The sequence below is a fragment of the Streptomyces vulcanius genome, assembly GCF_042653945.1.
Lineage (GTDB): Bacteria > Actinomycetota > Actinomycetes > Streptomycetales > Streptomycetaceae > Streptomyces > Streptomyces mangrovi.
The window spans coordinates 75,110-99,933 of sequence record NZ_JBHSFK010000009.1; the positions used below are offsets into that span (position 1 = coordinate 75,110).

Consider the following 24,824-nt stretch of genomic DNA (forward strand, 5'->3'; position numbering starts at 1 on the left):
CTGCTTAGCGTGGCAGGGTGAGCGCGCACACCCCCTCCGACCAGGCAGTCGTCCGTCATGGCTGGGTCCGGGCGATCGTCGTGGCGCTGGCCGGGCTGATCGCCATGTCGGTCGTGGCCGCGCTCGGTCTGTGGGCGGCGGGGGCCGCCGACCTGCCCGAGGGGGCGTTCCCGAGGGTGGTCGCGGCGACCGTCGTCACGGCCGTCGGCGGCACCGTGAAGCTGTCGGGCAGCGCGGGCCCGCTCGCCGGTACGAAGGCCGGTCTCACGGTGGTGCCGCTGTCCGTCACGCTGGTCGGGGCGCTGGTCACCGCGGCCGGGTTTCTGCGCCCGCTGCGGCACCGGGCGGTGGCGAGCGCGCGGGAGCTGGCCGGCTGGGCGGCGCGGATCGCCGTGGCGTGGCTGCTCGGACTGCTGGGTCTGGCCCTCGCGGCCCGGCAGACGTTCCAGCTCTCCCTCGGTGACGACACGCTGAGCGACCTGGGCGATCTGTTCGGCGTCCGCCCGGAGGTCGGCTTCACCACGGATGTGCCGCTCACACTCCTTGTCGGGCTGCTGTGGCTGGCCGGGGTGCTGGCGCTGGCGCTGCTGGTCTCGCGCGGGGCGCCGCTGCCGGCCCGGCTGCTGCGCTTCCAGGAGTCGGTGCGGCCCGCCGCGTACGCGATGGTCGCGCTGCTGCTGGCGTACGTCGCCCTCGGGCTGCTCGTCGCGCTGGTCGTGGCGGTGACGCGCGGTCACGCCCGGGAGACCCTGGCGCTGGTCCTGCTGGGTCTGCCGAACCTGGTGTGGCTGGTGTTCACCCTCGGGCTCGGTGTGACCTGGACCGGCCGGGTGGAGGGTCCCTTCGGGCTGCCCATGCCGCACGCGCTGGACGAGGTGCTGCGCGGCAAGGACACCGCCACGCTGAACCTGGGCAGCCTGGCCGAGTACGACGGCCGGGTGTGGTGGCTGATCGTCGTGGAAGCGGTGCTGCTGCTGGGAGCCGCGTTCGTGATGGCGGCCCGGTCACCGGCCGGGATCCGGGCCTGGTGGCACGCCGTGCACATGGCGGTGGCGCTGATGCTCACAGTGCTGGCGGTCTGTCTGACGGGCCGGATCGACGCGCGCTACGGCCTGAGCGTGCTCGGCATCAACGACCTGGCCGGCCTGGCCGGAGAGCTGTTCCTCCACCCGGAGGTGTGGTCCGCGCTCGGTCTCGCCGCGCTGTGGGGCCTGGCCACCGGCTTCCTGGGCGCCCTGTCGGCCCGACCGGTACACCGGCGCGGCGAGACGACACCGCGTTGACGGCGGGGATCCCGGGCATGACAGGGTGCGGGGCATGACACTCTCTCTCGAAGACCGCCTGGCCATCACGGAGTTGATCGCCCTGCACGGTCATCTGGTCGACGACGGCGCGCTGGACCGCCTCGCCGAGGTGTTCACCGCGGACGTGGTCTACGACCTCTCCGACTTCGGCCAGGGCACCCTCACCGGCCCGGACGCAATCCGGGAGGCGGCCCTGGCTCACGGCGCCGCGAACCCGGTGGCGCACCATGTCACCAACGTGGTCGTCGAGCGGCCGGACGGTGGTGAGGTCCGCGTCCGCTCCAAGGGGATCGGTGTCCGGGCGGACGGCTCGTGCGGTTCCGTGACCTACGAGGACACCGTGGTGCGCGTCGGGGGTTCCTGGCGTATCGCCCACCGGAGCGTGCTGGCCAGGCGGGTTCCGCTGGGCGGAGCGGGTCAGGGCTGAGGGGTGCGGAAGACCGGGCGGGCCCAGTCCGGGGGCGGTCGTGGCGCGTCCGGGCGGCGCACCGGCCGGGTCGCGGGATGGGCGGTGCCGGGTTCGGCGCGGGCGGCCGTGCGCAGGGCCGTCACAAAGGCGAGGCAGGTGGGGTGGCGGGCGTCGGGGGCCTTGGCGAGGGCCCGGGTGAAGACGGCGTCGACCGCGGTCGGCAGATCGGGGCGGGCGCCGGTCAGCGGGGGCGGCTCGTCCTGCTGGTGGGCCCAGAGCAGTGCCATGTCCTCCTCGCGGCGGAACGGCGGATGCCCCGCCAGGGTCTCGTAGACGACGCACGCGAAGCCGTAGACGTCGCAGCGGCCGTCGACCGGACGCCCGGAGATCTGCTCGGGCGCGACGTAGTCGAGGGTGCCGACGAACTGGCCGACCGAGGTGAATCCGGTCAGTGACAGGGACTTCTTGGTGAGGCCGAAGTCGGTGAGGTAGACGTGCTCGGGGTGGTCGCTGTCGGTGCCGGGCGCGACCAGGATGTTGCCGGGCTTGACGTCCCGGTGGACCAGGCCGTGCTCGTGGGCCGCGTCCAGCGCGGAGGCGACCTGCGCGGCGATACGCAGGGCCGTCGGCAGCGGCAGCGGTCCCTGCCGGTCGAGAAGGTGGCGCAGGTCGCTGCCCGCGACGTAGCGCATGGCGATGTAGAGCACGCCGTCGGCCTCGTCGGCCTCGAAGACGGGCACGATGTGCGGGTGGTCGATCGCCGCGGCGGCCCGGGACTCGTGGCTGAACCGCTTGCGGAAGGTGTCGTTGCGGGCCAGTTCGGGGGCGAGCAGTTTCAGCGCGACGGTGCGGTCCAGGCGCAGGTCACGGGCGCGGAAGACGACGGCCATGCCGCCGCGGCCGATCTCGCGCTCGATGCGGTAGCCCGCGATCTGTCTGCCGACCAGTTCGGAGGGGCTGCCGGAGAAGGCGCCGATGGACATCAGGGACCGCCGCGGCCCCGGTCGGAGGGGACGACCTGGGTGGGGCTGTGCCCGCGGTCGGCCGCCGCCCCTGGGGCCCGGTCGGTGGCGTAGGTGCTCAGACGGGTGCCGTCGCCGTAGACCCAGCGGCCCTGGGCGGGGTCGTACAGCCACACGGACTCGCCCTCGACGACCACGCCGATCCGCAGGCCCTGGGTACGGCGGCGGAAGGACTCGCCGTCGAGGCCTGCGCCGGCCAGGTCCTCCACCGCCGCCCGGTAGCGCGCGAGGGCCTCCTCGGCACGGGCGAGGAGGGGACGCGGGTCGGCGCCGGGTGAGTCGGGGCCGTCGGCGGCGGGCGGGTCCTGTGGAACGGCGACGAGAAAGCGACCGTCCACCCAGGCCTCCCAGCCGTTGGCGCACAGCACATGCCCCCAGTCCCCGCGCCGCTCCACCAGCTGGACGGGCAGCAGCGCGTCGAGGGGGACGGTGGGGCGGGCGGGGTCGGGGGCCTCCCAGGCGGGCATGCCCTGCTGGGGGACGACGTGCGTGGGCCGGAAGCCGGGGGTCGTCATCGGCCGCTCCCCGCAGTCGTCGCCGTCTTCGCCTCGGGCGCAGTCGTGGCCGTCGGTGCAGTCGTCCCCGTCGTCGCCGTCGTCGCCGTCATGGGGCTGCCTCCTACTTCCGCATCACGACGGGTTCGCGCCGGCGCAGCAGCCGGGCGACGGCGTACCCGAAGACGACGGAGAGCACGACCAGCATGCCCACGTCCAGCAGCCACACCCCGGCCGAGTGCTCGAAGAGCGGGTCGTCGGTGAGGTCCCCGGGCACGATCCGGGAGAGGCCGATCGTGCCGGCCATCGCGCCGAGCGCCCAGCGCGAGGGCACCAGCCAGGACAGCTGCGCCAGGCCGGGCACGTCGTCAAGTTTCAACAGGGCGCCGCAGAACACCACTTGGACGATGGCGAGCAGCACCAGGAGCGGCATCGTGACCTCCTCCTTGCGTACCAGCGCGGAGACCAGCAGGCCGAGCATCATCGCGGTGAACGCCAACAGGGCCACGGCGACGGTGATTTCGACAAGGGGCGGCATCAACACGCCCTCGTCACCCGGTGCGTTGAGGTCGACGCCGAGCAGGGCGACGAGGGTGAGGACGACGGCCTGCGCGACGGTCACCGTGCCGAGGACGACGACCTTGGACATCAGGTACGCCGATCTGGACAGGCCGACGGCCCGCTCCCGCCGGTAGATCACCCGTTCCTTGACGATCTCGCGCACGGCGTTCGCCGCGCCGGTGAGGACGCCGCCGACGCACAGGATCAGCAGCGCGTTCATCGCCGTGTCCCGGGTCAGCTGACCGCCCGCGAGGGCCCGGGCCATGGCTCCCATGACGAACGGCAGGGCGACCATGATGACCAGGAAGGTGCGGTCGGCGCTCAGCGCGGCGGTGTAGCGGCGGACCAGGGTGGAGAGCTGGGCGCTCCAGCTGCGCGGCCGGGGCGGCGGCAGCATGATCACCGGGCCCTCGCGGGGCAGCAGGGGCTGTGCGCTGGAGTTGACGACGTAGTGCCGGTGGAACGGCGAGTCGCGGTACTCCCCCGCCCAGTCCCGGTCCTGGTCCCGTTCGAACGCCTCGAACGCCGCGGGCCACTGACGGAAGCCGAAGAAGGCGAGGGCGTCGTCGGGCGGGCCGTAGTAGGCGACCTTGCCGCCGGGGGCGAGGACGAGCAGACGGTCGCAGACGTCGAGGCTGAGGACGCTGTGCGTGACGACGATGACGGTACGGCCGTCGTCCGCGAGGCCGCGCAGCATGTGCATGACGGAGCGGTCCATGCCGGGGTCCAGGCCGGAGGTCGGCTCGTCGAGGAAGAGCAGCGAGGGCTTGGTGAGCAGTTCCAGGGCCACGCTGACCCGCTTGCGCTGACCGCCGGAGAGACTGTGCACGGCCTGGCCCGCGCGCTGTTCGAGGCCCAGTTCGCGGATGACCTCCGCGACCCGCTCGCGGCGCTCGGCCCGGGCGGTGTCCTGCGGGAAGCGCAGTTCGGCGGCGTAGGCGAGGGCGGCGCGCACGGTGAGCTGGGCGTGCAGGATGTCGTCCTGCGGGACCAGTCCGATGCGCTGGCGCAGCTCGGCGTAGTCGCGGTAGAGGTCGCGGCCGTCGTAGACGACGGTGCCGTGGCCGGCGGGGCGCTGGCCGGTGAGGGCGCCGAGCAGGGTGGACTTCCCGGCGCCGCTCGGCCCGACGACCGCGAGCAGGCACTTCTCGCCCACCGGGAACGACACGTCGTCGAGGAGCACCTTGCGCCCGTGGTCGACGGCGACGGTGAGCTCCTGGACGTCGAGGGAGACCTCGCCGGTGTCGACGTACTCCTGCAGCTCATCCCCGACCAGGCAGAACGCCGAGTGGCCGATGCCGACGATGTCACCGGGGCCGATCGGGGCGGCGGTGACCGGCAGGCCGTTGAGGTAGGTGCCGTTGTGGCTGCCGAGGTCGGCGATCTCGTAGCCGCCGTCGGGCCGGGCGCGCAGCTCGGCGTGCCGGCGGGAGACGCTGAGGTCGTCGACGACCAGGTCGTTGTCGGCGGCGCGGCCGATGCGGACGGTGCGGGTCGGCAGCGGCCGTACGTTGGTGGGCTGTTTGAAGGTGCCGGTCCTGGCCGGCATCGAGACGGCGGAGGGGCGCTCCGGGGCGGGCGGGGGGCGGCCGGAGAGCACGGCGCACGGGCCGTCGGAGGGGCTGCCGAAGCGGATCACGGTGCCGGGGCCGACGTCCCACTCCTGGACGCGGCGGCCGTCGGCCCAGGTGCCGTTGGTGCTGTCCTCGTCTGCGAGGGTCCAGTGGTCGCCGTCGGGCCGCAGCACCGCGTGGTGCCAGGAGACCCGGGCGTCGTCGATCACGATGTCACTGAACGGGTCCCGGCCGACGTGGTAGTCGTGGCCCGGCGTCATCACCGTGGCGCCCGACTCGGTCTCCAGCACGAGTTCGGGCGCAGTCGGGGCGACACGCCGCTCCACCATGCCCGAATTCTATCGATTGGCTCCTTTGGCTGCCCGGTGAGGCGGAGCCTGCGGCCTCATCCGACCGGCACGACCAGTGCGGGGACCGTCCGCTGCATGCGCAGTGCGTCGACGGACTCGGCGAGCAGTTCGTACTCGGTGGTCTCGTCGCTGACGGCGATCCGCACCAGCCGTCCGCCGGCGAGTTCGTCGGCCACCAGTTCCTGCTGGTTCATGTCGGCGCACCAGGCGCGGAGCAGGGCGGGCACATCGGGGACGGAGTCGGCGACCGGCACCAGGGCGCCCGCCGGGACACTCCCGCCCTCGGGCAGCGGATCGAGCCGTTCGGCCATCCAGGAGGCACGGTCCCGCAGCCACCACAGCGCGAGCGCCAGCGTCGGCGCCCGGTAGGTGCCGAGCGGTACACCGATGCGCCGGCCGTCGCAGACGCCGTACGCGGTGACATGGCACAGGAATTCGTCGTGCACGTCCCTCTCCCCCGGGGCTCGCTTGCCGGCAGTTCCTCACTCTCCGTGCGGCTCCTGTGGGGTGAACAACCCCTGGGTGACGAGTATGTTCACTTCTAAAACAGTGTCACCACGTCTTTCCGGCCAGCCTGTTGACGTATTCACACCAACTTCGGGCCCGATTCCGGCCCAGATACGGCGTGTAACCGGACGACACAGTGCGTTTACCCTGGTCGACGGTAAGTAACGACTACGGAGCGTGATGGCCGGATCGCGACACGGCAGCGGGGAATACCGACGCTCGCGGTGGTCTGCCGGGGGACAGACCGACCCGCGAGCGGAGGAATCACGCACCCGAACTCCGTCGCCGTACGGCCGACGGAACGGCTCAGCCGTTGACGACCGCGTCGATGCGGGCCAGTTCCTCGGCGTCGAAGTCCAGGTTGGCGAGGGCGCCGACGCTGTCCTCGATCTGGCGGGCGCTGCTCGCGCCGACCAGCGCCGAGGTCACCCGGCCGCCGCGCAGCACCCAGGCCAGGGCGAGCTGGGCCAGGGACTGACCGCGGGACTTCGCGATGTCGTCGAGGGCGCGCAGCTTGCCGACGAGCTCCTCGGTCAGCGCGTCGGAGTTCAGGAACGGGCTGTCGCTCGCCGCGCGGGAGCCCTCGGGGATGCCGTCGAGGTAGCGGGAGCTCAGCACGCCCTGCTCCAGCGGGGAGAAGACGATCGAGCCGACCTGGAGCTCGTCGAGCGCGTCCAGCAGGCCCCCGCTCTCGGGGCGGCGGTCGAGCATCGAGTAGCGCGGCTGGTGGATGAGGAGCGGGGTGCCCAGCTCGCCGAGGATACGGGCGGCCTCCCGGGTCTGCTCGGCCGAGTAGTTGGAGACGCCGACGTAGAGCGCCTTGCCCTGCTGGACGGCGGAGTGCAGAGCCCCCATCGTCTCCTCGAGGGGAGTCTCCGGGTCGGGGCGGTGCGAGTAGAAGATGTCGACGTAGTCCAGGCCCATCCGGGTCAGGCTCTGGTCGAGCGAGGACAGCAGGTACTTGCGCGAGCCCCACTCGCCGTACGGGCCGGGCCACATCAGGTAGCCGGCCTTGGTGGAGATGACCAGCTCGTCGCGGTAGGGCGCGAAGTCGGCCTTCAGCGCCTCGCCCAGCGCGGACTCGGCGGCGCCGGGCGGCGGACCGTAGTTGTTGGCCAGGTCGAAGTGGGAGACGCCGAGGTCGAAGGCGCGGCGCAGGATGTCCCGCTGCGTCTGGACCGGGCGGTCCGGGCCGAAGTTGTGCCACAGTCCGAGCGACAGCGCGGGGAGCTTCAGACCGCTGCGTCCGGTGCGCCGGTAGGGCATGTCCGCATAACGGTCGGGGTGAGCGGTGTACAACGCGACTCCAGGAAGATCGGTTTCGGGTACCAGAACCGTTACCCACTCTGGCCCGACCTGCCGGTAGTGGTCCAACAGAAGAATCCGATGGAATTCAGTGGACGCGCTTCTCAATGGTTAGTCTCCGGGTCATGGAACTGCGCCACCTCCAGCATTTCGTCGCCGTCGCCGAGGACCAGCACTTCACCCGGGCCGCCGAGCGGCTCATGGTGTCCCAGTCGGGCCTCTCGGCGTCGATCAGGGCGCTGGAGCGGGAGCTGCGGGCGCCGCTGTTCGTACGGACCACCCGGCGGGTGACGCTGACGGAGGCGGGCCGGGCCCTGCTGGGCGAGGCGGAGCGGATCCTGGCGCAGGTGCGGGCGGCGCACGAGGCGGTGGCGGCCGTGCAGGGCGTGGTGCGCGGCACGCTCTCGGTGGGCACCGAGCAGTGCATCGCCGGGGTGGACGTGGCGGGGCTCCTCGCGGCGTTCCGGCGGGCGCATCCCGACGTGGAGATCCGGCTGCGGCAGACCGGCTCGGGCGCGCTGGGCGAGGAGGTGGCGGCCGGCCGCCTCGACCTGGCCTTCGCCTACCGCACCCAGGCGGACAGCGACCAGCTGCGCTGCGTACCGCTGGCCAGTGAGCCGATGTACGTGCTGTGCCATCCCGACCACCGGCTGGCCGAGGGCGCCGCCGTGGTGACGCCCGAGGACGTCGCCGGTGAGGTGTTCGTCGACTTCCACCCGGACTGGGGGCCGCGCCGCGCCACGGACACCGCGTTCGCCGCGGCGGGCGTGGACCGTACGGTCGCGCTGGAGGTCAACGACGTGCACAGCCTTCTGGACCTGGTGGGTGAGAACCTCGGCGTCGCCGTCGTACCGCGGCACTTCCGGCACAAGCGGGAGACGCTCAGCGCACTGCCGCTGAAGGACACCGGCGGCGTCGGCTACGAGACGGTCGCGCTGCTGCCGCCCGCACGGGCCACCAGTCCTGCCGCCCGGGCGTTGATGGCCCTGCTGGAACCGGAAACGGGGGGCGCGTGAGCGGCGGGTGGGTCATGGTGGACGTATGCATGCGAAGGACATCCTCATCGACGGCTACGGCCGCATCCAGGACGAGGTCCACGCCGCCGTCGAGGGCCTGGACCCCGACGGCCTCAACGCCCTCCCCACCGCCGCGACCAACTCCGTCGCCTGGCTCGTCTGGCACCTCACGCGCGTGCAGGACGACCATGTCGCGGACGCCTTCGACCTCGATCAGGTGTGGCTGACCCAGAACTGGGAGAAACGGTTCGGCCTCGATCTGCCACCGCACGACACCGGGTACGGGCACAGCCCCGCGCAGGTCGCGAAGGTGCGGGTCGCCGACGGTGAGCTGCTCATCGGCTACTACGACGCCGTACACGAGCGCACGCTCCAGTCGCTGCGCGCACTGACCGCGGCGGACCTGGAGCGGGTGGTGGACGTCCGCTGGGATCCACCGGTCACGCTGGGCGTACGGCTGGTGAGCGTCCTGTCCGACGATCTGCAGCACGTCGGACAGGCCGCCTACGCGCGCGGGCTGCTTCAGAGCGCGGCGTAACCCGGGAGCACGACGTCCTCGACGAGGGCCCTGCGCTCGTCGAACGGGATGAACGCGCTCTTCAGGGCGTTCACCGTGACCGTGCGCAGGTCCTCGACGGTCCAGCCCGCCTCCGTCACCAGGAGTTCCATCTCGCGGGTCATCGTGGTGCCCGAGACCAGCCGGTTGTCGGTGTTGAGGGTGACCCGGAAGCCGAGGTCCTTGAGCGTGGTGATCGGGTGCTCGGCCATGGAGGTCGCCGCGCCGGTCTGGAGGTTGGAGGTGGGGCACATCTCCAGCGCGACCCGGCGGTCCCGCACCCAGCCGGCGAGCCGGCCGAGCTTGCCGTCCACGATGTCGTCGGTGATCCGTACCCCGTGCCCGATGCGCTGGGCCCCGCACACCTGGAGCGCCTGGTGGATGCTGGGCAGACCGTGGGCCTCGCCGGCGTGGATGGTGAACGGGACGTTCTCGCGGCGCAGGTGCTCGAAGGCGTCCAGGTGGTCGGCGGGCGGGAAGCCGTCCTCGGCGCCGGCGATGTCGAAGCCGACGACACCCGCGTCCCGGAAGGCGACCGCGAGGTCGGCGGTGGCTCGGGTGCGGTCGAACATCCGCATGCCGCACAGCAGCGTGCCGACGCGGACCGGTGCCCCCGCGGCGGCGGCCTTCGCCATTCCGGCCGCGAGGCCCTCCTGCACGGTCTCGACGACCTCGGACAGGGCCAGTCCTCCCTGGAGCATCAGCTCGGGGGCGTACCGCACCTCCGCGTAGACGACCCCGTCCGCCGCGAGGTCGAGGACGTACTCCTCGGCGGTGCGCAGCAGGCCCTCACGGGTCTGCAGCACCGCGAGGGTGTGCTCGAAGGTGGCGATGTAGCGCACCAGGTCACCGGAGTTGGCGGCCTCGACGTACCAGGCGGCCAGCTCGTCGGGGTCGGTGGTGGGCAGCGTGTGCCCGACGGCCTCGGCGAGTTCGACGACGGTGGCGGGGCGCAGGCCGCCGTCGAGGTGGTCGTGCAGGACGGCCTTGGGGAGCCTGCGGAGGGTGTCGGTGCCGATGCGGGGGGCGGTCATGTGCGTCGTGTCTTTCTCGGGCTCAGGCGGTGGTGGCGGGTCTTTCCCGGGCTCAGGCCGGGGTGGCGGGCTGGAGCAGGTCCCAGCGGTTTCCGTACAGGTCCTGGAAGACGGCGACGGAGCCGTAGGGCTCGTGGCGGGGCTCCTCCAGGAAGGTCACGCCGGCGGCGCTCATCCGGGCGTGGTCGCGGGCGAAGTCCTCGGTGTGCAGGAAGAACCCGACGCGGCCGCCGGTCTGGTCGCCGATCCGGGCCCGCTGGGCGTCGCCCTTGGCGCGCGCGAGCAGCAGCCCGGTGCCCTGCTGATGGGCGCCGGGCCGCACGACGACCCACCGCGAGCCGTCGGGGCGCGGCTCGTCCTCGGCGAGCCCGAACCCGAGTGCCTCGGTGTAGAAGCGGATCGCCTCGTCGTAGTCGTCGACGACGAGGGCGACCAGGGCGATGTGCGACATCGGAACCCTTTCGGAAGCCGCGGAGGGGTGATTGACGGGAGAGGTTATACGTAAAACGTAAGGGACGCCAATCGTTGCCCGAGGCCGGGGCGCAGGCCTGTGGAGCGCAGCGGAGTGCACGGGGCCATGACCCCAGGCGGGGGCCGAACCGAGCTTGATGGTGACCCGCCAGGCGAAGCCGTCCGGGTCGGGGAGAGCGTCGGTCCGCTCGTCGAGGGCCGGGAAGGTGCGGGCGGGCAGCCCGTACAGCCCGTCGAGACGGTTGAGGATCGGCTTACGACTGCTCCTGGAAGGGAAAGAGGTGCGCTTCCGACGTCCTGACGCCCGCAGTTCCACCAACGGGGACTGACAACGCCCGTCGGCAGGGCCGGGGTTGGGGCCGTCGTCACCTCGGATGCCGAGCTCAGCAGGCCACCGTCTCCTCGCACCTGCGCAGGGCCTCGCGGACGTCGCGGCTCCAGGGACGGGGGGTCGGGGGCGTGGCCGTGGAGACGGTGTGGACGGGGGTTTCCCGACGCTCGGGGAGGGGACCGGGGCTGGTGCGACGACGGTCGCCGGCGGCCTGCGTGCCATGGGTGACGGCCTCCTCCACCATCTCGGCCAAGTCGCCGTTCGGGAGGGGGAGTTCCAGGTCGTCGTCCACGAAGCCGACCACGGCCGATATGTACTCAACGAGCGCCCGCAGCGGCTCGGGCAGTCCGCGCCGGCCGCGTCGCAGGCCCCTGAGCACGTGCAGTGCGGCGGCGATCTCCCGTTCGGTGGCCTCCCGGCCGAGCGTGGCGGGGGTGACCTCCGTCTGGCGCAGCCACCAGTCGGCCTCCAGGTCCTCCCCCAGCGAGCGGTGGAGCAGATGGAGGCAGTACGCGGAGACGGTGTCGGAGGCGCCGGCGCCGTACTGCCACCAGAAGCGGGCGCCGTCCTCGCAGCCGGCCAGGTAGAGGATGCCGCCGAGCAGCCGGGCACCGGGGGGCTCGGGCAGCGCGCTGTCGAGGAAGTTGCCGAGGTCCCGCAGCGCGCCGGCGCGGGACAGCAGCGCCTCGCACATCGCCCGCAGATCCCGGGCCGCGGGATGGGCTCCGGGGGACCGGGGACGGGACGGCACGGTGGTCTCGTCGGCGCCGGCCGCCACCCTGGCGGCGATCCTGGCCTCGGCGGCCTCGATGTCCGCGCGGCCGTAGGGGGCCGTGGGCACGAGCCGCGCCCCGGCCAGCAGGGTGTCGATGTCGGTCATCGGGTCGAAGGTCATGCCCGCTCCGCCTCCTCCTCGGCGCACGATGCGTAGATCTCCCGCAGCCGGCGCTTGGCGTAGCGCTCGGTGGAGCGCACACCGGCCTCCGTGATGCCCAGGTGGAACGCCACCTCGGCGGTGCTGTAGCCCTCGCAGAAGCGCAGCCGGATGACGTCCCGCTGCCGCTCGGGCAGGGCGGCGATCGCACGGAACAGCCGCAGGTTCTGCTCGATCACCTCGAAGGCGTCCTCGGCGCCCTGGAGGGTCACCGTCTCGAAGACGGCGGTGTCCATGAGCGTGGCACGCCGGCCACGGGCCCGGGCGTGGTCGATGACGCGGTTCTTCATGACCTGCCATGCGTAGGCGGCCGGGTTCTCGGTGCGCAGTATCCGGGGCCACTCGCGGGCGAGCTGGACGAACGCCTCGTCCACCGCCTCCTCGGCGTCGGCGAGGCAGCGCAGCCGGCGCTCGGCCTCACGGACGTAGCGCGGCCGGTGCATCTGGTGGAACGCGGCGAAGTCCAGGGGCAGTTTCTCCGGGGCCCGCGGGTCCCCGGTGGGGCGCGCCTGTTCCCGGGTCACCGATCGCCCCCGGGGAGCCGGTGGTCCATCTCACGGACCCCCACCCTCACGAGTGCGGCGGCGACCCGGCGCGCGAGCGTGACGACGCCGGGTCCGAAGACACGGAGGGCGAGCAGGGACAGTGCCACGTCCCGGGCGAGCTGTTCGAACTGGTCGTTCACGGACCCTTCGGTCCTTCCGCTGGGTGTTCGGGGCCCAGGGGCCCCGGAAGGCGACGGTTACACCTTCTGCCCCCCACGGCGTTCGGCGGAGGCGTTTCGTGCATGCCGGATTCGAAAGTCCGGCTGAATTGGCCGCTTCGGGCTACGGACCGGGCCGTTCCGGGCCAATACGTGTGTGGTTGCCGCCACTTGCCGGGCTACTCGGACCCGTTCACGACCGTTTCCGCTCGCGCGGTCTCAGCCGAGCGGCTTCGCCAGTACCGCCTTGCGGTGGCTGAACGTCTCGATGGAGTAGCGGCCGTGGTAGTTGCCCATGCCGCTCTCGCCGACTCCGCCGAACGGCAGGTCGGAGACGGTGAGATGGGCGAGCGGAAGGCCGAACCCGAGGCCGCCGGAGGAGGTTTCGGCGGCGATGCGGGCCCGCGTGGCGTCCGACTCGGTGAACACGTAGAGCGCGAGCGGCTTGTCGCGGTCGTTGACGAAGGCGATCGCCTCGTCGAGGCCGGACACCGTCACGATCGGCAGGATCGGGCCGAAGATCTCCTCCCGCATGACGGGCGACTTCGGGTCGACGTCGGCGAGGACGGTCGGCGCGATGTACTTGTCCGTACGGTCGGTGCCGCCGCCGACCACGGTCCGCCCGGATTCCAGCAGGCCGGTGAGCCGGTCGAAGTGGCGTTCGTTGACGATCCGGCCGTACTCCGGGGAACTCTGCGGGTCGGTGCCGTAGAGCGCCTCGACGGCACCGGTGAGGAGGGGTTCGAGGGCGGCGGCGGTCCGCGGGTCGGTGAGGACGTAGTCGGGGGCGACACAGGTCTGGCCCGCGTTGAGGAACTTGCCGCGGGCCAGCCGGTCGGCGACGACCGCGAGATCGGCGTCCCGGTCGACGAACACCGGGGACTTGCCGCCGAGTTCGAGGGTGACGGGGGTGAGGTGCTCGGCGGCGGCGCGCAGGACGATACGGCCGACGGTGCCGTTGCCGGTGTAGAAGATGTGGTCGAACCGCTCGGCGAGCAGGGCCGTGGTCTCCGGGACACCGCCCTCGACGACGGCGACCGTGTCGGTGTCCAGGTACGCCGGGAGCAGCCGGGCCAGGGCCGCGGAGGTGGCGGGCGCGAGCTCGCTGGGCTTCACGACCACCGTGTTGCCGGCGGCGAGGGCACCGACCAGCGGGGCGAGCAGCAGCTGGGCCGGGTAGTTCCAGGGGGCGATGACGAGGACGACGCCGAGGGGGTCGTACTGGGTCCAGGCGCTCGCGTCCGTGCCGAGGTGGGCGGGGACCGGGGCGGACTCCGGGCGCAGCCAGGCGTCGAGGTGGTCGAGGGTGTGATCGATCTCGCGGACGGTGAAGTCGATCTCGGTGCGGTAGGCCTCGGTGGAGCTCTTGCCCAGGTCGGCGTGGAGGGCGGCGGCGAGGTCGGCGCCCCGCTCGGTGAGCAGCGCGCGCAGCCTGCGCAGTTGGTCGGTGCGCCGGGCGACGGGCTTGGTGCGGCCGGTGCGGAAGGTGGCCCGCAGCCGGGCCACGACGTCGGCGGGCTGCTCGGTGGCGGTGGTCACGGTGCCTCGCTGGGGGGTGCGCGGGCCTTGTCGGCCCTGGGGTCGGTGGGGTGCGAGCGGTCGGCTCGGTGTATATGCCAACTATTCGCGGACCACCCTACATTCCCCCAGCCCCCGGCTACTTTCCGTGCCGGACCGGTCACACGCGCGTGGTGTCGTCCAGGTGCTGCGAGAGACGGTCCAGCAGAGCGCCCAGCAGTTCCTCGTCCGCCTCTCCCCCGGCGGGCCAGGCGGCCCGTACGGCCTTGTCGACGCGCCGCCAGTGGTCCTGACCGCGCGGGGTCAGGTAGGCCAGGATGCGGCGGCGGTCGAGAGGGTCCACGCGGCGGTGGACGAGGTTCTGGTCGACGAGGTGGTCGACCAGCTTGGTCAGCGTGGGCGGCGGCAGGAAGGCCGCCTCGGCGATGGCCGTCATGCGGTGGCCGGCGCCGTCGGAGAGCAGGGCGAGCACCCGCCACGTGTCCAGCGAGCAGCCCTCCTCCTCCAGCGCCGCCTGGAGCCGGCGCGCGGCGAGCCGCTCGGCCCGGGTGAGGAGTTGCATCAGGTCGTGCGGTCTGCGAGGAGTCGAGGAGGTGGGCATCCAGTCCGCTCCTAGGTCACGGGGTGCGTACATCGTATGAGACGGACTGGAGTTCACCCGGCGGACCCGGAAGCATGACGTCATGTTCCGGCCCGACTCCCCCGCCGCCGAGTGGTTCACGGCCGACGCCTCGGCGCTCGGCGTGGCCCTGGTGTTCCCGTCGCAGGGACCGGCCGGGATCTTCGGGGCGGCGTGCGAACTGTGCGCGCGGCTGGCCGTCGAGGAGGTCAACAAGGCGGGCGGGGTGCTCGGCCGGGAGCTGCGGCTGGTGCCGGTGGACGGGGGCGCACCGCCGCGCGAGGTCGCCGACCAGGTCGAGGCGCTGGTGGACCTCGGGGTGGTGCAGGGAGTCACGGGCTGGCACATCTCCTCGGTACGGCAGGCGCTGGCGCCGAGGATCGCCCACCGGGTGCCGTACGTCTACACCGCGCTGTACGAGGGCGGCGAGGACACGGCCGGGGTGTTCCTGACGAGCGAGACGCCGCGTGACCAACTCCGGCCCGCGATGCTGCTGTTGGCGCGCGAGCGGCGGGTGCGCCGGTGGTTCGTGGTCGGCAACGACTATGTGTGGCCCCGGCGTACGGCCCGTGCGGCGCACGCGTACGCCCGGGAGGCGGGCGGCCGGATCGGCGGCGAGGTGTATCTGCCGCTGGGGACACACGACTTCGAGCCGGTGCTGCGCCGCATCGAGCGTTCCGACGCGGACGGGGTGCTCCTGCTGCTGGTCGGCAGCGACGCGGTGCGCTTCAACCGGGCTTTCGCCGCCCATGGGTTGGACGCGCGCTGCCTGCGGCTGAGCACTCTGATGGACGAGAACATGCTGCTGGCGAGCGGCCCTTCGGCGACCGTGGACCTCTACAGCACGGCCGGCTTCTTCGCCTCGCTCGCCAACGCGGACACCCTGGACTTCCACGGGCAGTACGCCGGCCGCTTCGGCTTCGACGCTCCCGCGCCGGGCAGTCTCGGCGAATCCTGTTACGAGGGTGTCCTGTTGCTCGCCGCGCTGCTGCGGCAGGCGGGCACGCTCGACGTGGCGGCGATCGGCGCGGCGGCGGACCGGGTGTCGTACGAGGGACCGCGCGGGCTGCTGCATCTGAGGGGCAGTCATGTCCGGCAGCGCATCTATCTGGCCCGCGCGGACGGGCTGGACTTCGACGTGCTCACGGAGCTGGACCTTCACAACTCCCGCCCTTGACAGCTCCCTTGGCCGCCAAGATACTTCCCACAGAAAGTAATTAGAATGCCTCGGGCGAATTGTGAATTCAGGCCGTTGAACAGGTTTGAATGCACGTCACAACGCCTCGGGGCGTTTTTTGTTGCGTCCGGGAAAGTCCTGTGAAACACCGGGGAAACAGGGCGACTTGAGGCTGTGGACCGCACTTCAGGAGGTTGTCTCCTCCACACCCGAGGGGGTTGTCTTGTCCAGCGGTTCACCCATTCTCCGCCGTCGTTTCCTGGCCGGCGGTGCCGCGCTCGCGGCCGTCGTCGCGCTCTCCGCGTGCGGCGCCAAGACCGACGCGGCCGGCTCGTCGTCCGACAAGGCCGCGAAGATCGACGTCAGCGGCGACACGGTCAAGGTCGGTCTGCTCAACTCGCTCTCCGGCACGATGGCGATCAGCGAGGTGACGGTACGCAACTCGCTGCTGCTGGCCATCGACGAGATCAACGCCTCCGGCGGGGTCCTCGGCAAGAAGATCAAACCGATCAGCGAGGACGGCGCCTCCGACTGGCCGACGTTCGCCGAGAAGGCGACCAAGCTGATCAAGGAGGACGAGGTCGCGGCCACCTTCGGCTGCTGGACCTCCGCGAGCCGCAAGGCCGTCAAGCCGGTCTTCGAGAAGAACAAGTCGCTGCTCTTCTACCCCGTGCAGTACGAGGGCCTGGAGGAGTCGCCGTACATCTTCTACACCGGCGCCACCACCAACCAGCAGATCATCCCGGCGCTCGACTACCTCAAGAGCCAGGGAAAGAAGAAGCTGTACCTGGTCGGCAGCGACTACGTCTTCCCCCGTACCGCCAACAAGGAGATCAAGGCGTACGCGAAGGCCAACGGCATGACGATCCTCGGCGAGGACTACGCGCCGCTGGGCTCCACGGAATTCAGCACGATCGCCAACAAGGTGAAGGCGTCGAAGGCGGACGCGGTCTTCAACACCCTCAACGGCGACTCCAACGTGGCGTTCTTCAAGGAGTACAAGTCCGCCGGACTGACCGCGAAGTCCATGCCGGTGGTCTCGGTGTCGATCGCCGAGGAGGAGGTCAAGTCGATCGGATCGCAGTACCTGGCGGGGCAGTTGACGGCGTGGAACTACTACCAGACCACCCCGGGCGCGGCGAACACCAAGTTCGTGAAGGCGTACAAGGCCAAGTACGGCGCGGACAAGCCGACCAGTGACCCGATGGAGGCCGCGTACACGTCGGTCTACCTGTGGAAGGCGATGGTCGAGAAGGCGAAGTCCTTCGACCCGGAGAAGGTGAAGGCGGCCTCCGACGGCATCACCTTCGACGCACCCGAGGGCAAGGTCACCGTGGACGGGGCGTCCCAGCACATCTACAAGACCGCGCGGATCGGGAAGATCGGCAGCGACGGTCTGATCAACGAGGTGTGGAACTCGGGCAAGCCCGTCAAGCCGGACCCGTTCCTCAAGGGCTACTCCTGGGCCTCCGGCCTGTCCTGACCGACCGTCATACGGGAGACGCTTGCCGGCGTCTCCCGTCTCCCCCATCGGAGCCGCCGTATGACCGTGGTCCTCGGTCAGACCTTCACCGGTATCTCGATCGGTGCCGTCCTGCTGCTCATCGCGCTCGGCCTGTCGCTCACCTTCGGCCAGATGAACGTCATCAACATGGCCCACGGCGAGTTCATCATGGCGGGCGCCTACACGACGTACGTCCTGCAGAAGTCCATTTCGAGTGCGGGAATCTCACTGCTCGTCGCGCTTCCCGTCGCCTTTCTCGTGTCGGGCGCCCTCGGCGCGCTCCTTGAATGGCTGCTCATTCGGCGCCTGTATCTCCGCCCGCTCGACACGCTTCTCGTCACCTGGGGCGTCTCCCTGATGCTCCAGCAACTCGCCCGGGACATCTTCGGCGCGCCGAACGTGCAGACGCGCGCGCCGGACGTCCTCACCGGGAACATCACCGTCATCGGCGGCGACGACCCGCTCACCTTCGCCAACAGCCGGCTGTTCATCCTGGGGCTGGCGGTCGCGGCCGTGGTCGCGTTGTCGCTGACGCTGCGGCTGACGCCGCTGGGCCGCCGGATCCGGGCCGTGGTGCAGAACCGGGACCTCGCGGAGGTCTCCGGCATCTCCACGTCCCGGGTCGACCGCACCGCCTTCTTCATCGGCTCCGGCCTCGCGGGCGTCGCCGGGGTGGCGCTCACCCTGGTCGGCCCGATCGGCCCGACGATGGGCACCAATGTCATCATCGACGCCTTCCTGGTGATCGTGGTCGGCGGGATCGGCCAGCTCAAGGGCAGTGTGATCGTCGCCTTCGTGCTGGGCGTGCTCCAGGCGGTGCTGGAGTACTCCACGACCGTCTCCGTCGCCAAGGTGCTCGTCCTGGTCGCCATCGTCGCGTTCCTCCAGTGGCGGCCCCAGGGGCTGTACACGCTGCGGACCAGGAGTCTCGTATGAACGTCCTCAAGAAACGTGCCGCGTGGGCGGGTTTCGCGGGCGGCGCGGTCCTGCTCTTCGCCGTCGCCCCGGTCGTCCTGTCCGACTTCCGCCTCGGGCTGCTCGCCAAGTACCTCTGCATGGCGATGGTCGCCGTCGGCATCTGCCTCGCGTGGGGCCGCGGCGGGCTTCTGACGCTCGGTCAGGGCGTGTTCTTCGGCCTCGGCGGCTACGCCATGGCGATGCACCTGAAGATCGCCGACGCGGGACCCGGCAACCTGCCCGACTTCATGCAGCTCTACGGCACCGCGACCGAACTCCCCTGGTGGTGGCGGCCGTTCGCCAACCCGGCGTTCGCGCTCGCGGCGACCGTGCTGCTGCCGATGGCCGTCGCCGCGCTGCTGGGCCTGTTCATCTTCCGCCGCCGGGTCAAGGGCGCCTACTTCGCGATCCTCAGCCAGGCGCTCGCCTCGGCGTTCGCGATCTGGCTGGTCGGCCAGCAGGCCACCACCGGCGGCACCAACGGACTCACCGACATCCAGGGCTTCTTCGGCTACGCCCTCGACGACCCGGTCAACCAGCGGATGGTGTACTTCGTCATCGCCGCCGCCCTGCTGCTGCTCATCGCCCTCGCCCGGCAGCTCATCAACAGCCGGTACGGCGAACTCCTGGTCGCCGTAAGGGACTCGGAGGAGCGGGTGCGCTTCCTCGGGTACGACCCGGCGAACGTCAAGCTCGTCGCGTACGTCGTCGCCGCCGGCATGGCGGGCCTCGCGGGCGCGCTGTTCGTGCCGGCGGTCGGCATCATCTCGCCCGCACTGATCGGGATCGTCCCGTCGATCGAGTTCGTGATCGGCGCGGCGGTCGGTGGACGCGCGAGCCTGGTGGGGGCGGTGCTGGGGGCGGTCGCGGTCGCCTGGGCGAAGACGGCGCTGTCGGAGGAGTTCCCGGCGGCCTGGACCTACTTCCAGGGCCTGCTCTTCATCGTGGCGCTGGCGTTCCTGCCGGGCGGACTGGCCTCGCTGACGAAGCTCGTACGGCGCCGCAGGGACACCGTACGCAAGACAGCCGTCGTTCCCGTGGGAGAGGCAGCATGAGCGGGCTGGAGATACGGCAACTGCGGGTTTCCTTCGACGGGTTCACCGCCGTGGACGGGGTCGACCTCGATGTGCCGACGGGCGATCTGCGGTTCCTCATCGGGCCGAACGGCGCCGGCAAGACGACGCTCGTCGACGCCGTCACCGGGCTGGTGAGGGCGCGGGGCTCGGTGCGTTTCGAGGGCGAGGAACTGCTGGGGCGCAGTGTGCACCGGATCGCCCGGTCGGGCATCGGGCGCACGTTCCAGACGGCCACCGTCTTCGAGGAGTTGACGGTGCTTCAGAACCTGGACATCGCGGCGGGCGCGGGCCGCAACGCCTGGACCATGCTGCGCCGCCGCAGGGACGTGCCGGAGCCGGTCGCGAAGGCGCTGGAGACGGTCGGGCTCACCGGGCTGTCCGACTCCCCCGCCGGGACCCTCGCGCACGGGCAGAAGCAGTGGCTGGAGATCGGCATGCTGCTGGTGCAGGACGTCCGGCTGCTGCTGCTCGACGAGCCGGTGGCCGGGATGAGCCACGACGAACGGCAGGCCACCGGCGAGCTGCTCCAGCGGATCAGCGAAGAGCGCACGGTCGTCGTCATCGAGCACGACATGGACTTCATGCGGTCCTTCGCGCGCAGCGTCAGCGTGCTGCACGCGGGCCGGGTGCTCAGCGAGGGCACGGTCGCCGATGTGCAGGCCGATCCGAAGGTGCAGGAGGTGTACCTCGGGCACACGGCCGCCGAGGACGCCGTCCCCTCCGGCGCGGCCGTGCGGGAGGCGTGATGCTCCAGATCGAGGACGTCCGGGTCGGCTACCACCGCAGCACGGTCCTGCACGGCGTCTCCGTCGAGGTGCCGGCGGACGGGGTGGCGGCGGTGCTCGGCCACAACGGCGCGGGCAAGAGCACCCTCCTGCGCGCCGCCGTCGGACTGCTCACCCCGACGAGCGGCACGGTCCGGCTCGACGGCGAGGACATCACCCGCCGCAGGCCCCACGAGCGGGTGGCGCGCGGGATGGCGTACGTCCCGCAGGGCCAGCAGGCGTTCCCGCACCTGACCACCGCGGAGAACCTCCAGCTGGTCGCGGACGGCCGCAGGCGCGGCAAGGAGGCGGTGGCGGAGGCACTGGACCTGTTCCCGGCACTCAGGGCGCTGTCCGGGCGGCGCGCGGGTCTGCTCTCGGGCGGTCAGCGTCAGCAACTCGCCATCGCCCGCGCCCTGGTGACGGAGCCTCGGATCCTGCTCCTGGACGAACCGACCGAGGGCATCCAGCCGTCGGTGGTCGCCGAGATCGAGGAGACCATCCTCGCCCTGGCGGCGCGCGGCGGGCTGTCGGTGCTGCTGGTGGAGCAGCACGTCGGCTTCGCGATGCGGGCGGCGCAGCGGTACTACGTCCTGGAGGCCGGCCGGGTCACGTCGTCCGGGGAGGGCGGCCGGGACGCGGAGCGGTCGGTGCGGGAGGCACTGAGCGTGTAGGGCTTTCAGCGGGTGAGTGCGCGCACAGTCGGTGGTCACGGGTGAACGCGGCAGTCCGTGGTCAGCGGGTGGGCGCACGTCGTCGGTGATCAGCGGGCGAGCGCGCGCAGCCGACGGTCAGCGGGTGAGTTCGCGCAGGCGGGTGTCGAGGTGGGCCCGCTCGGCAGGGTTCTCGGTGAGCGTGAGCGCGGCCTGGTAGGCCCGTACGGCCTCGTCCGTACGGGCCAGGCGGCGCAGCAGGTCGGCGCGGACCGCGTGGTAGACGTGGTAGCCGTCCAGGTCGAGGCCGGCCAGGAGGTCGAGTGCCTGCTCCGGGCCGTCGAGCTCGGCGACCACGACGGCGCGGTTCAGGGCGACGACGGGGCTCGGGGCCACGGCCATGAGCTGGTCGTACAGCCGCAGGATCTGCCCCCAGTCGGTGGCGTCGGCGGTCGGGGCGTCGCTGTGGACCGCCTGGATCGCGGCCTGGATCTGGTACGGCCCCGGCCGTCCGAGGCGCAGACAGCGCCGGACGAGGGACTGCCCCTCGGCGATCAGCTCCCGGTCCCAGCGGGCGCGGTCCTGTTCGGGCAGCGGTACGAGCGTCCCGTCGGCGTCGACCCGTGCGGCCCGGCGGGACTCGACGAGCAGCAACAGGGCGAGCAGGCCGGTGACTTCGGGCTCGTCGGGCATCAGCTCGGCGAGGAGCCGGCCGAGACGCAGCGCCTCCGCACAGAGGCCGGCCTCACCCTCGTACCCCTGGTTGAAGATCAGGTAGACGACGGCGAGGACGCCCTTCAGCCGGTCGGGCAGATCGGCGTCGCGCGGAACGCGGTACGGGATGCGCGCGTCGCGGATCTTGGCCTTGGCGCGGACCAGGCGCTGCGCCATGGTCGGCTCGGGGACCAGGAAGGCACGGGCGATCTGGGGTGTGGTGAGCCCGCCGAGCAGCCGCAGGGTCAGGGCGACCTGGGCCTGCGGGGCGAGGGCGGGGTGGCAGCAGGTGAAGATCAGGCGGAGCCGGTCGTCGCGCACGGGGCCCTCCTCGACGGGCGGGCCGGCGGCGTACAGCCGGGCGGCCTCGGCGTGCCGGGCGTCCCGGGTGGACTCGCGGCGCAGCCGGTCGAGCGCCCGGTTGCGGGCGGTGGTGATGATCCAGCCGGCCGGGCTCGGCGGTACGCCCGTCTCCGGCCAGCGCCGTACGGCCGTGGTGAAGGCGTCCTGGACCGCTTCCTCGGCGAGGTCGATGTCGCCGAGGAAGCGGACGAGGACCGAGACCGCGCGCCCGTACTCGGCGCGGAAGACGGCCTCGACGGCGCCGGCGTCCGGCATCAGTGCTGGTCCGCGAAGGGCCGCACCTCGATGGGGAGGGTGGTGGCCAGGGCGGCCTTGCGGCCCCATTCCAGGGCCTCGTCCAGGTCGGCGGCACGGATCAGGCACAGCCCGCCGAGGTACTCCTTGCCCTCGGCGTACGGCCCGTCGGTGATCAGGACGTCGCCGTCCTTGGGGCGCAGCACGGTGGCCGTCTCCGGGCCGTGGAGTCCGCCGGCGAAGACCCAGACACCGGCGGCGCGCAGCTCGTCGTTGTACGCCTCCACGCGGCGCATGATCTCGGCCAGCTCGTCGGGGGCGGGCGGCTCGCCGTGGGCGGGCTGGACCACGCTGAGCAGGTAGTGCTGCATGACGTCCTCCTTGGCGTCGTTCCGTTGTGTCACCAACTACACGAACGGCAGTCCCCCGGATCGACACCCCACACCGCGAATCGGGAAAGAATCTTGCTCATGACCGCACCGCACCCCCTCGTGGCCCAAGCCCGCCGTCTCGCCGACGACCTCCTGGCGCCGCACGCCGAGCAGGTCGACCAGGGGGAGGTGCCGGTCGGCCATCTCACCGAGATCCGCCGCTCGGGCCTGCTCGGGCTGCAGGCGCCGCGGGAGTACGGCGGCGCGGCGGCACCCGGCGCGGTGTTCCGCGAGACGACGGAGATCCTGGCCGGGGCCTGCTGCTCGACATGGTTCGTGCAGACGCAGCACCACACGCCGGTGCTGACCCTGGCGAAGGGCGAGGGCCCGGTGCGCGAGCGTCTGTTGGGAAGGCTGGCGAGCGGGGAACTGCTGTCGGGGGTGGCGTACGCGCATCTGCGGGCGTTCCCACGCGTGCCCGTCCGTGTCACCCGGGAGCGCGGCGGCCGGCGCTTCGACGGGAAGGTGCCCTGGTACACCGGCTGGGGCCTCAACGACGTGATGCTGCTGGCCGGGGTCACGGACGCGGGCGAGGCCCTTTTCGCCTTCGCCGACGCCCGCGACCAGCCGGGACTGCGGGCGTCGGCCCCCATGCGGCTGGCCGCCCTCACGGCGGCCCGCACGGTCTCCCTGGAACTCGACGGCCTGTGGCTCCCGGAGGAGTCGGTGGCCCTGTGTGCGCCGCACGACCGCTGGGCGGCGCAGGACCGTCTCAAGACGTTGAATGCCAACCCCGCGGTCTTCGGCATCGCGGAGGCGGCACTCGGACTGCTGGACGAGGACACGGCGACGCCGCTGCGCGCCCGTCTGGCGGAGGTCCGCCACCAGGCGTACGCCCTGATCGACGAGGCGGCCCCGCACGAGCACCCGGAGGAACGCCTCGCCCTCAGGACGCGGGCGTACGACGTGATGCAGGCGGCGACCACCGCGGCCGTGGTGACGGGCGGCGGCCGCACGATGCTCCTGACGCACCGGGCCCAACGCCTGGCGCGGGAGGGCCTGTTCCTGCTCGTCCAGGGCCAGACGCGGGAGTCACGTACGGCGCACCTCGGAGCTCTGGCCCGCTGACCCGGGTGCCGGGGCCTCCCTGTCCCCGTCGCCCTCCCTGACCGCGGCGTTCTCCGGATCGACCGTCACGCCGGTGGGTCTGCCCACCTCCGCCAGCGTCAGCTGCGCGCGGTCGTCGACCAGCCGGGTCACGAGGTGCTGGGCGGCGCCGAACACCGCCGCCCAGGCGAGGACCTGTCCCCTGCTGTCCAGGTTGCTGAGCCCGGGCACGAAAGCGCCCCTGATCAGGAGTACCCCGAGGAAGGCGGACAGCGCGCCGGTGGGGAGCTTCAGCACCGCCGAGGCCAGGGGCAGCATGTAGGGGGCACTGGTGCCCCGGATCCGGCGCAGTGAGGCGATGACGGTGAGCGCCGCGCCGGCCAGACCGGCGATCTCGACGGTGAGGATGTCCCTCGGCTGGGCGAGTGAGCTGGGAGCGGTGTTCGTAGGCTTGTTCGGGAACTCCTCGCTGGGGCACACGACGTCGAGCAGGTTCGCCTCCCCGGCACTGACCTTGGGTGCGAAGCACAGGCTCAGCGATTTCGGGGAGATCCAGCCGTAGAGAGCGAGGCCCGCCACGCCGAGCATGACGACGAACGTGGCGGTCCAGAGGATGTTGCGCAGACTGCGGACCCGGGCCAGTTCGGCGTCGAGCGCGTTGTACGCACTGCCGAGCGCCTGGGCCACGAGGTCACGGTCACTCGGCGTCATATGGCCGGTGACGATGGGACGGATGCGCCGGGCGAGTCTGGCGCGCAGCGGATCGTCCTTGTCCAGATGGCGCTTGGCCAGCGACATCACCTCGCCGGCGCGGCCGGCGAGGTCCGTGTCCGGGACCAGTTGGAGAAGCAGCACCTCGGCGGCGCGCAGGTTCGACCACACGCCCTCACGGGCGGTCGAACCCGACCACGGCCGCCGCCAGCCGAACGTCTCGTCCCCGGCGGCACGGGCCTTCGCGAGATGGCCTTTCATCCCGTCGACGAGCGTTCTGCGTTCGTCGGAGCACGGCCTGGTCTCCTCGCGTCTGAGCTGGACCTCGAGAGTCGCGAGCCGGGTGTCGGCCCGTGCCCGCCAGGGCGACCGGGGCGGTCGGGGACGCATTCTGGCCGCGAGCCGTCGGCCCGTGCCCACTGAGCGCCCTTTGACGACCGCCTCGGTCGTGCCCATGGCCGGTCTCCCGCCGGTGTCCGTCGGCG

Annotated in this window: 26 protein-coding genes; 11 read left to right on the forward strand and 15 right to left on the reverse strand. The window is 71.8% G+C overall.

Annotated elements, in window-relative coordinates; genetic code table 11:
- Positions 1 to 17: 17 nt before the first annotated feature.
- A complete protein-coding gene (locus tag ACFPIH_RS15665; RefSeq protein WP_381172621.1) occupies positions 18 to 1,283 on the forward strand; it encodes a streptophobe family protein in 1,266 nt (421 codons plus the stop codon).
- Positions 1,284 to 1,317: 34 nt separating this feature from the next.
- A complete protein-coding gene (locus ACFPIH_RS15670) occupies positions 1,318 to 1,731 on the forward strand; it encodes a nuclear transport factor 2 family protein (protein WP_381172619.1) in 414 nt (137 codons plus the stop codon).
- Here ACFPIH_RS15670 and ACFPIH_RS15675 read toward each other — a convergent pair.
- The 5 genes from ACFPIH_RS15675 to mgrA form a co-directional block, all read right to left on the reverse strand.
- The gene (locus ACFPIH_RS15675) at positions 1,722 to 2,696 is read right to left on the reverse strand and encodes a serine/threonine-protein kinase (RefSeq protein WP_381172617.1); all 975 of its coding nucleotides are present in this window, start codon (positions 2,694 to 2,696) and stop codon (positions 1,722 to 1,724) included. The genes ACFPIH_RS15670 and ACFPIH_RS15675 overlap by 10 nt on opposite strands.
- Complete coding sequence (locus ACFPIH_RS15680) at positions 2,696 to 3,250, reverse strand: SH3 domain-containing protein (RefSeq protein WP_381172615.1); 555 nt, start codon at positions 3,248 to 3,250, stop codon at positions 2,696 to 2,698. The genes ACFPIH_RS15675 and ACFPIH_RS15680 overlap by 1 nt, the downstream gene beginning before the upstream one ends.
- A 103-nt stretch (positions 3,251 to 3,353) precedes the next feature.
- Positions 3,354 to 5,693, reverse strand: coding sequence for an FHA domain-containing protein (locus tag ACFPIH_RS15685; RefSeq protein ID WP_381172613.1), 2,340 nt, complete (start codon positions 5,691 to 5,693; stop codon positions 3,354 to 3,356).
- Between the two features lie 56 nt (positions 5,694 to 5,749).
- Entirely contained in the window at positions 5,750 to 6,160 is a 411-nt protein-coding gene (locus tag ACFPIH_RS15690) for a hypothetical protein (RefSeq protein ID WP_381172611.1), read from the reverse strand.
- Positions 6,161 to 6,527: 367 nt separating this feature from the next.
- Positions 6,528 to 7,520 (reverse strand): L-glyceraldehyde 3-phosphate reductase, encoded by a 993-nt coding sequence (mgrA, locus tag ACFPIH_RS15695; protein WP_381172609.1) that lies wholly within the window; start codon positions 7,518 to 7,520, stop codon positions 6,528 to 6,530.
- 131 nt (positions 7,521 to 7,651) lie between these two features.
- Here mgrA and ACFPIH_RS15700 point away from each other — a divergent pair, with 131 nt between their 5' ends.
- Both ACFPIH_RS15700 and ACFPIH_RS15705 read left to right on the forward strand, forming a co-directional pair.
- A complete protein-coding gene (locus ACFPIH_RS15700; RefSeq protein ID WP_381172608.1) occupies positions 7,652 to 8,542 on the forward strand; it encodes a LysR family transcriptional regulator in 891 nt (296 codons plus the stop codon).
- Between the two features lie 25 nt (positions 8,543 to 8,567).
- Complete coding sequence (locus tag ACFPIH_RS15705) at positions 8,568 to 9,080, forward strand: mycothiol transferase (RefSeq protein ID WP_381172605.1); 513 nt, start codon at positions 8,568 to 8,570, stop codon at positions 9,078 to 9,080.
- Here the strand turns inward: ACFPIH_RS15705 and ACFPIH_RS15710 are convergent.
- From ACFPIH_RS15710 to ACFPIH_RS15740, 7 genes are all read right to left on the reverse strand, one after another.
- Entirely contained in the window at positions 9,065 to 10,132 is a 1,068-nt protein-coding gene (locus ACFPIH_RS15710) for an adenosine deaminase (protein WP_381172603.1), read from the reverse strand. The two genes, ACFPIH_RS15705 and ACFPIH_RS15710, sit on opposite strands and share 16 nt — an antisense overlap.
- A 52-nt stretch (positions 10,133 to 10,184) precedes the next feature.
- Positions 10,185 to 10,583 carry a VOC family protein gene (locus ACFPIH_RS15715; RefSeq protein WP_381172601.1) on the reverse strand — a complete coding sequence of 133 codons (399 nt, stop codon included), beginning with the start codon at positions 10,581 to 10,583 and terminating at the stop codon, positions 10,185 to 10,187.
- Between the two features lie 403 nt (positions 10,584 to 10,986).
- Positions 10,987 to 11,829, reverse strand: a complete 843-nt coding sequence (locus ACFPIH_RS15720) for a hypothetical protein (protein ID WP_381172599.1) — start codon at positions 11,827 to 11,829, stop codon at positions 10,987 to 10,989.
- Entirely contained in the window at positions 11,826 to 12,392 is a 567-nt protein-coding gene (locus tag ACFPIH_RS15725; protein ID WP_381172597.1) for a sigma-70 family RNA polymerase sigma factor, read from the reverse strand. The genes ACFPIH_RS15720 and ACFPIH_RS15725 overlap by 4 nt, the downstream gene beginning before the upstream one ends.
- Positions 12,389 to 12,553, reverse strand: coding sequence for a hypothetical protein (locus tag ACFPIH_RS15730; RefSeq protein WP_381172594.1), 165 nt, complete (start codon positions 12,551 to 12,553; stop codon positions 12,389 to 12,391). The genes ACFPIH_RS15725 and ACFPIH_RS15730 overlap by 4 nt, the downstream gene beginning before the upstream one ends.
- 237 nt (positions 12,554 to 12,790) lie before the next feature.
- The gene (locus ACFPIH_RS15735; RefSeq protein WP_381172591.1) at positions 12,791 to 14,110 is read right to left on the reverse strand and encodes an aldehyde dehydrogenase family protein; all 1,320 of its coding nucleotides are present in this window, start codon (positions 14,108 to 14,110) and stop codon (positions 12,791 to 12,793) included.
- Between the two features lie 139 nt (positions 14,111 to 14,249).
- Positions 14,250 to 14,690 carry a MarR family winged helix-turn-helix transcriptional regulator gene (locus ACFPIH_RS15740; protein WP_381172589.1) on the reverse strand — a complete coding sequence of 147 codons (441 nt, stop codon included), beginning with the start codon at positions 14,688 to 14,690 and terminating at the stop codon, positions 14,250 to 14,252.
- A gap of 82 nt (positions 14,691 to 14,772) precedes the next feature.
- Here ACFPIH_RS15740 and ACFPIH_RS15745 point away from each other — a divergent pair, with 82 nt between their 5' ends.
- From ACFPIH_RS15745 to urtE, 6 genes are all read left to right on the forward strand, one after another.
- Positions 14,773 to 15,885 (forward strand): substrate-binding domain-containing protein, encoded by a 1,113-nt coding sequence (locus tag ACFPIH_RS15745; protein ID WP_381172587.1) that lies wholly within the window; start codon positions 14,773 to 14,775, stop codon positions 15,883 to 15,885.
- Positions 15,886 to 16,108: 223 nt separating this feature from the next.
- Positions 16,109 to 17,368 carry an urea ABC transporter substrate-binding protein gene (gene urtA, locus ACFPIH_RS15750; RefSeq protein WP_381172585.1) on the forward strand — a complete coding sequence of 420 codons (1,260 nt, stop codon included), beginning with the start codon at positions 16,109 to 16,111 and terminating at the stop codon, positions 17,366 to 17,368.
- A gap of 60 nt (positions 17,369 to 17,428) precedes the next feature.
- Positions 17,429 to 18,325: an urea ABC transporter permease subunit UrtB gene (gene urtB, locus ACFPIH_RS15755; RefSeq protein ID WP_381172583.1), complete on the forward strand. Its 897-nt coding sequence runs from the start codon at positions 17,429 to 17,431 to the stop codon at positions 18,323 to 18,325.
- Positions 18,322 to 19,401 carry an urea ABC transporter permease subunit UrtC gene (gene urtC / locus ACFPIH_RS15760; RefSeq protein WP_381172581.1) on the forward strand — a complete coding sequence of 360 codons (1,080 nt, stop codon included), beginning with the start codon at positions 18,322 to 18,324 and terminating at the stop codon, positions 19,399 to 19,401. The genes urtB and urtC overlap by 4 nt, the downstream gene beginning before the upstream one ends.
- Positions 19,398 to 20,168: an urea ABC transporter ATP-binding protein UrtD gene (urtD, locus tag ACFPIH_RS15765; RefSeq protein ID WP_381172579.1), complete on the forward strand. Its 771-nt coding sequence runs from the start codon at positions 19,398 to 19,400 to the stop codon at positions 20,166 to 20,168. Before urtC ends, urtD begins: the two co-directional genes overlap by 4 nt.
- Complete coding sequence (urtE, locus tag ACFPIH_RS15770) at positions 20,168 to 20,860, forward strand: urea ABC transporter ATP-binding subunit UrtE (RefSeq protein WP_381172577.1); 693 nt, start codon at positions 20,168 to 20,170, stop codon at positions 20,858 to 20,860. The genes urtD and urtE overlap by 1 nt, the downstream gene beginning before the upstream one ends.
- Positions 20,861 to 20,977: 117 nt before the next feature.
- Here the strand turns inward: urtE and ACFPIH_RS15775 are convergent, their stop codons facing one another.
- Entirely contained in the window at positions 20,978 to 22,171 is a 1,194-nt protein-coding gene (locus ACFPIH_RS15775; protein WP_381172574.1) for an RNA polymerase sigma factor, read from the reverse strand.
- On the reverse strand, positions 22,171 to 22,521 hold the full coding sequence (locus ACFPIH_RS15780; RefSeq protein WP_381172572.1) for a YciI family protein: 351 nt from the start codon (positions 22,519 to 22,521) through the stop codon (positions 22,171 to 22,173). Before ACFPIH_RS15780 ends, ACFPIH_RS15775 begins: the two co-directional genes overlap by 1 nt.
- 99 nt (positions 22,522 to 22,620) lie before the next feature.
- On the opposite strand from ACFPIH_RS15780, the gene ACFPIH_RS15785 reads away from it, so the two are divergent.
- Positions 22,621 to 23,649 (forward strand): acyl-CoA dehydrogenase family protein, encoded by a 1,029-nt coding sequence (locus ACFPIH_RS15785; RefSeq protein ID WP_381172569.1) that lies wholly within the window; start codon positions 22,621 to 22,623, stop codon positions 23,647 to 23,649.
- Here the strand turns inward: ACFPIH_RS15785 and ACFPIH_RS15790 are convergent.
- Positions 23,614 to 24,795 (reverse strand): hypothetical protein, encoded by a 1,182-nt coding sequence (locus ACFPIH_RS15790; protein ID WP_381172567.1) that lies wholly within the window; start codon positions 24,793 to 24,795, stop codon positions 23,614 to 23,616. The two genes, ACFPIH_RS15785 and ACFPIH_RS15790, sit on opposite strands and share 36 nt — an antisense overlap.
- Between the last annotated feature and the right edge of the window lie 29 nt (positions 24,796 to 24,824).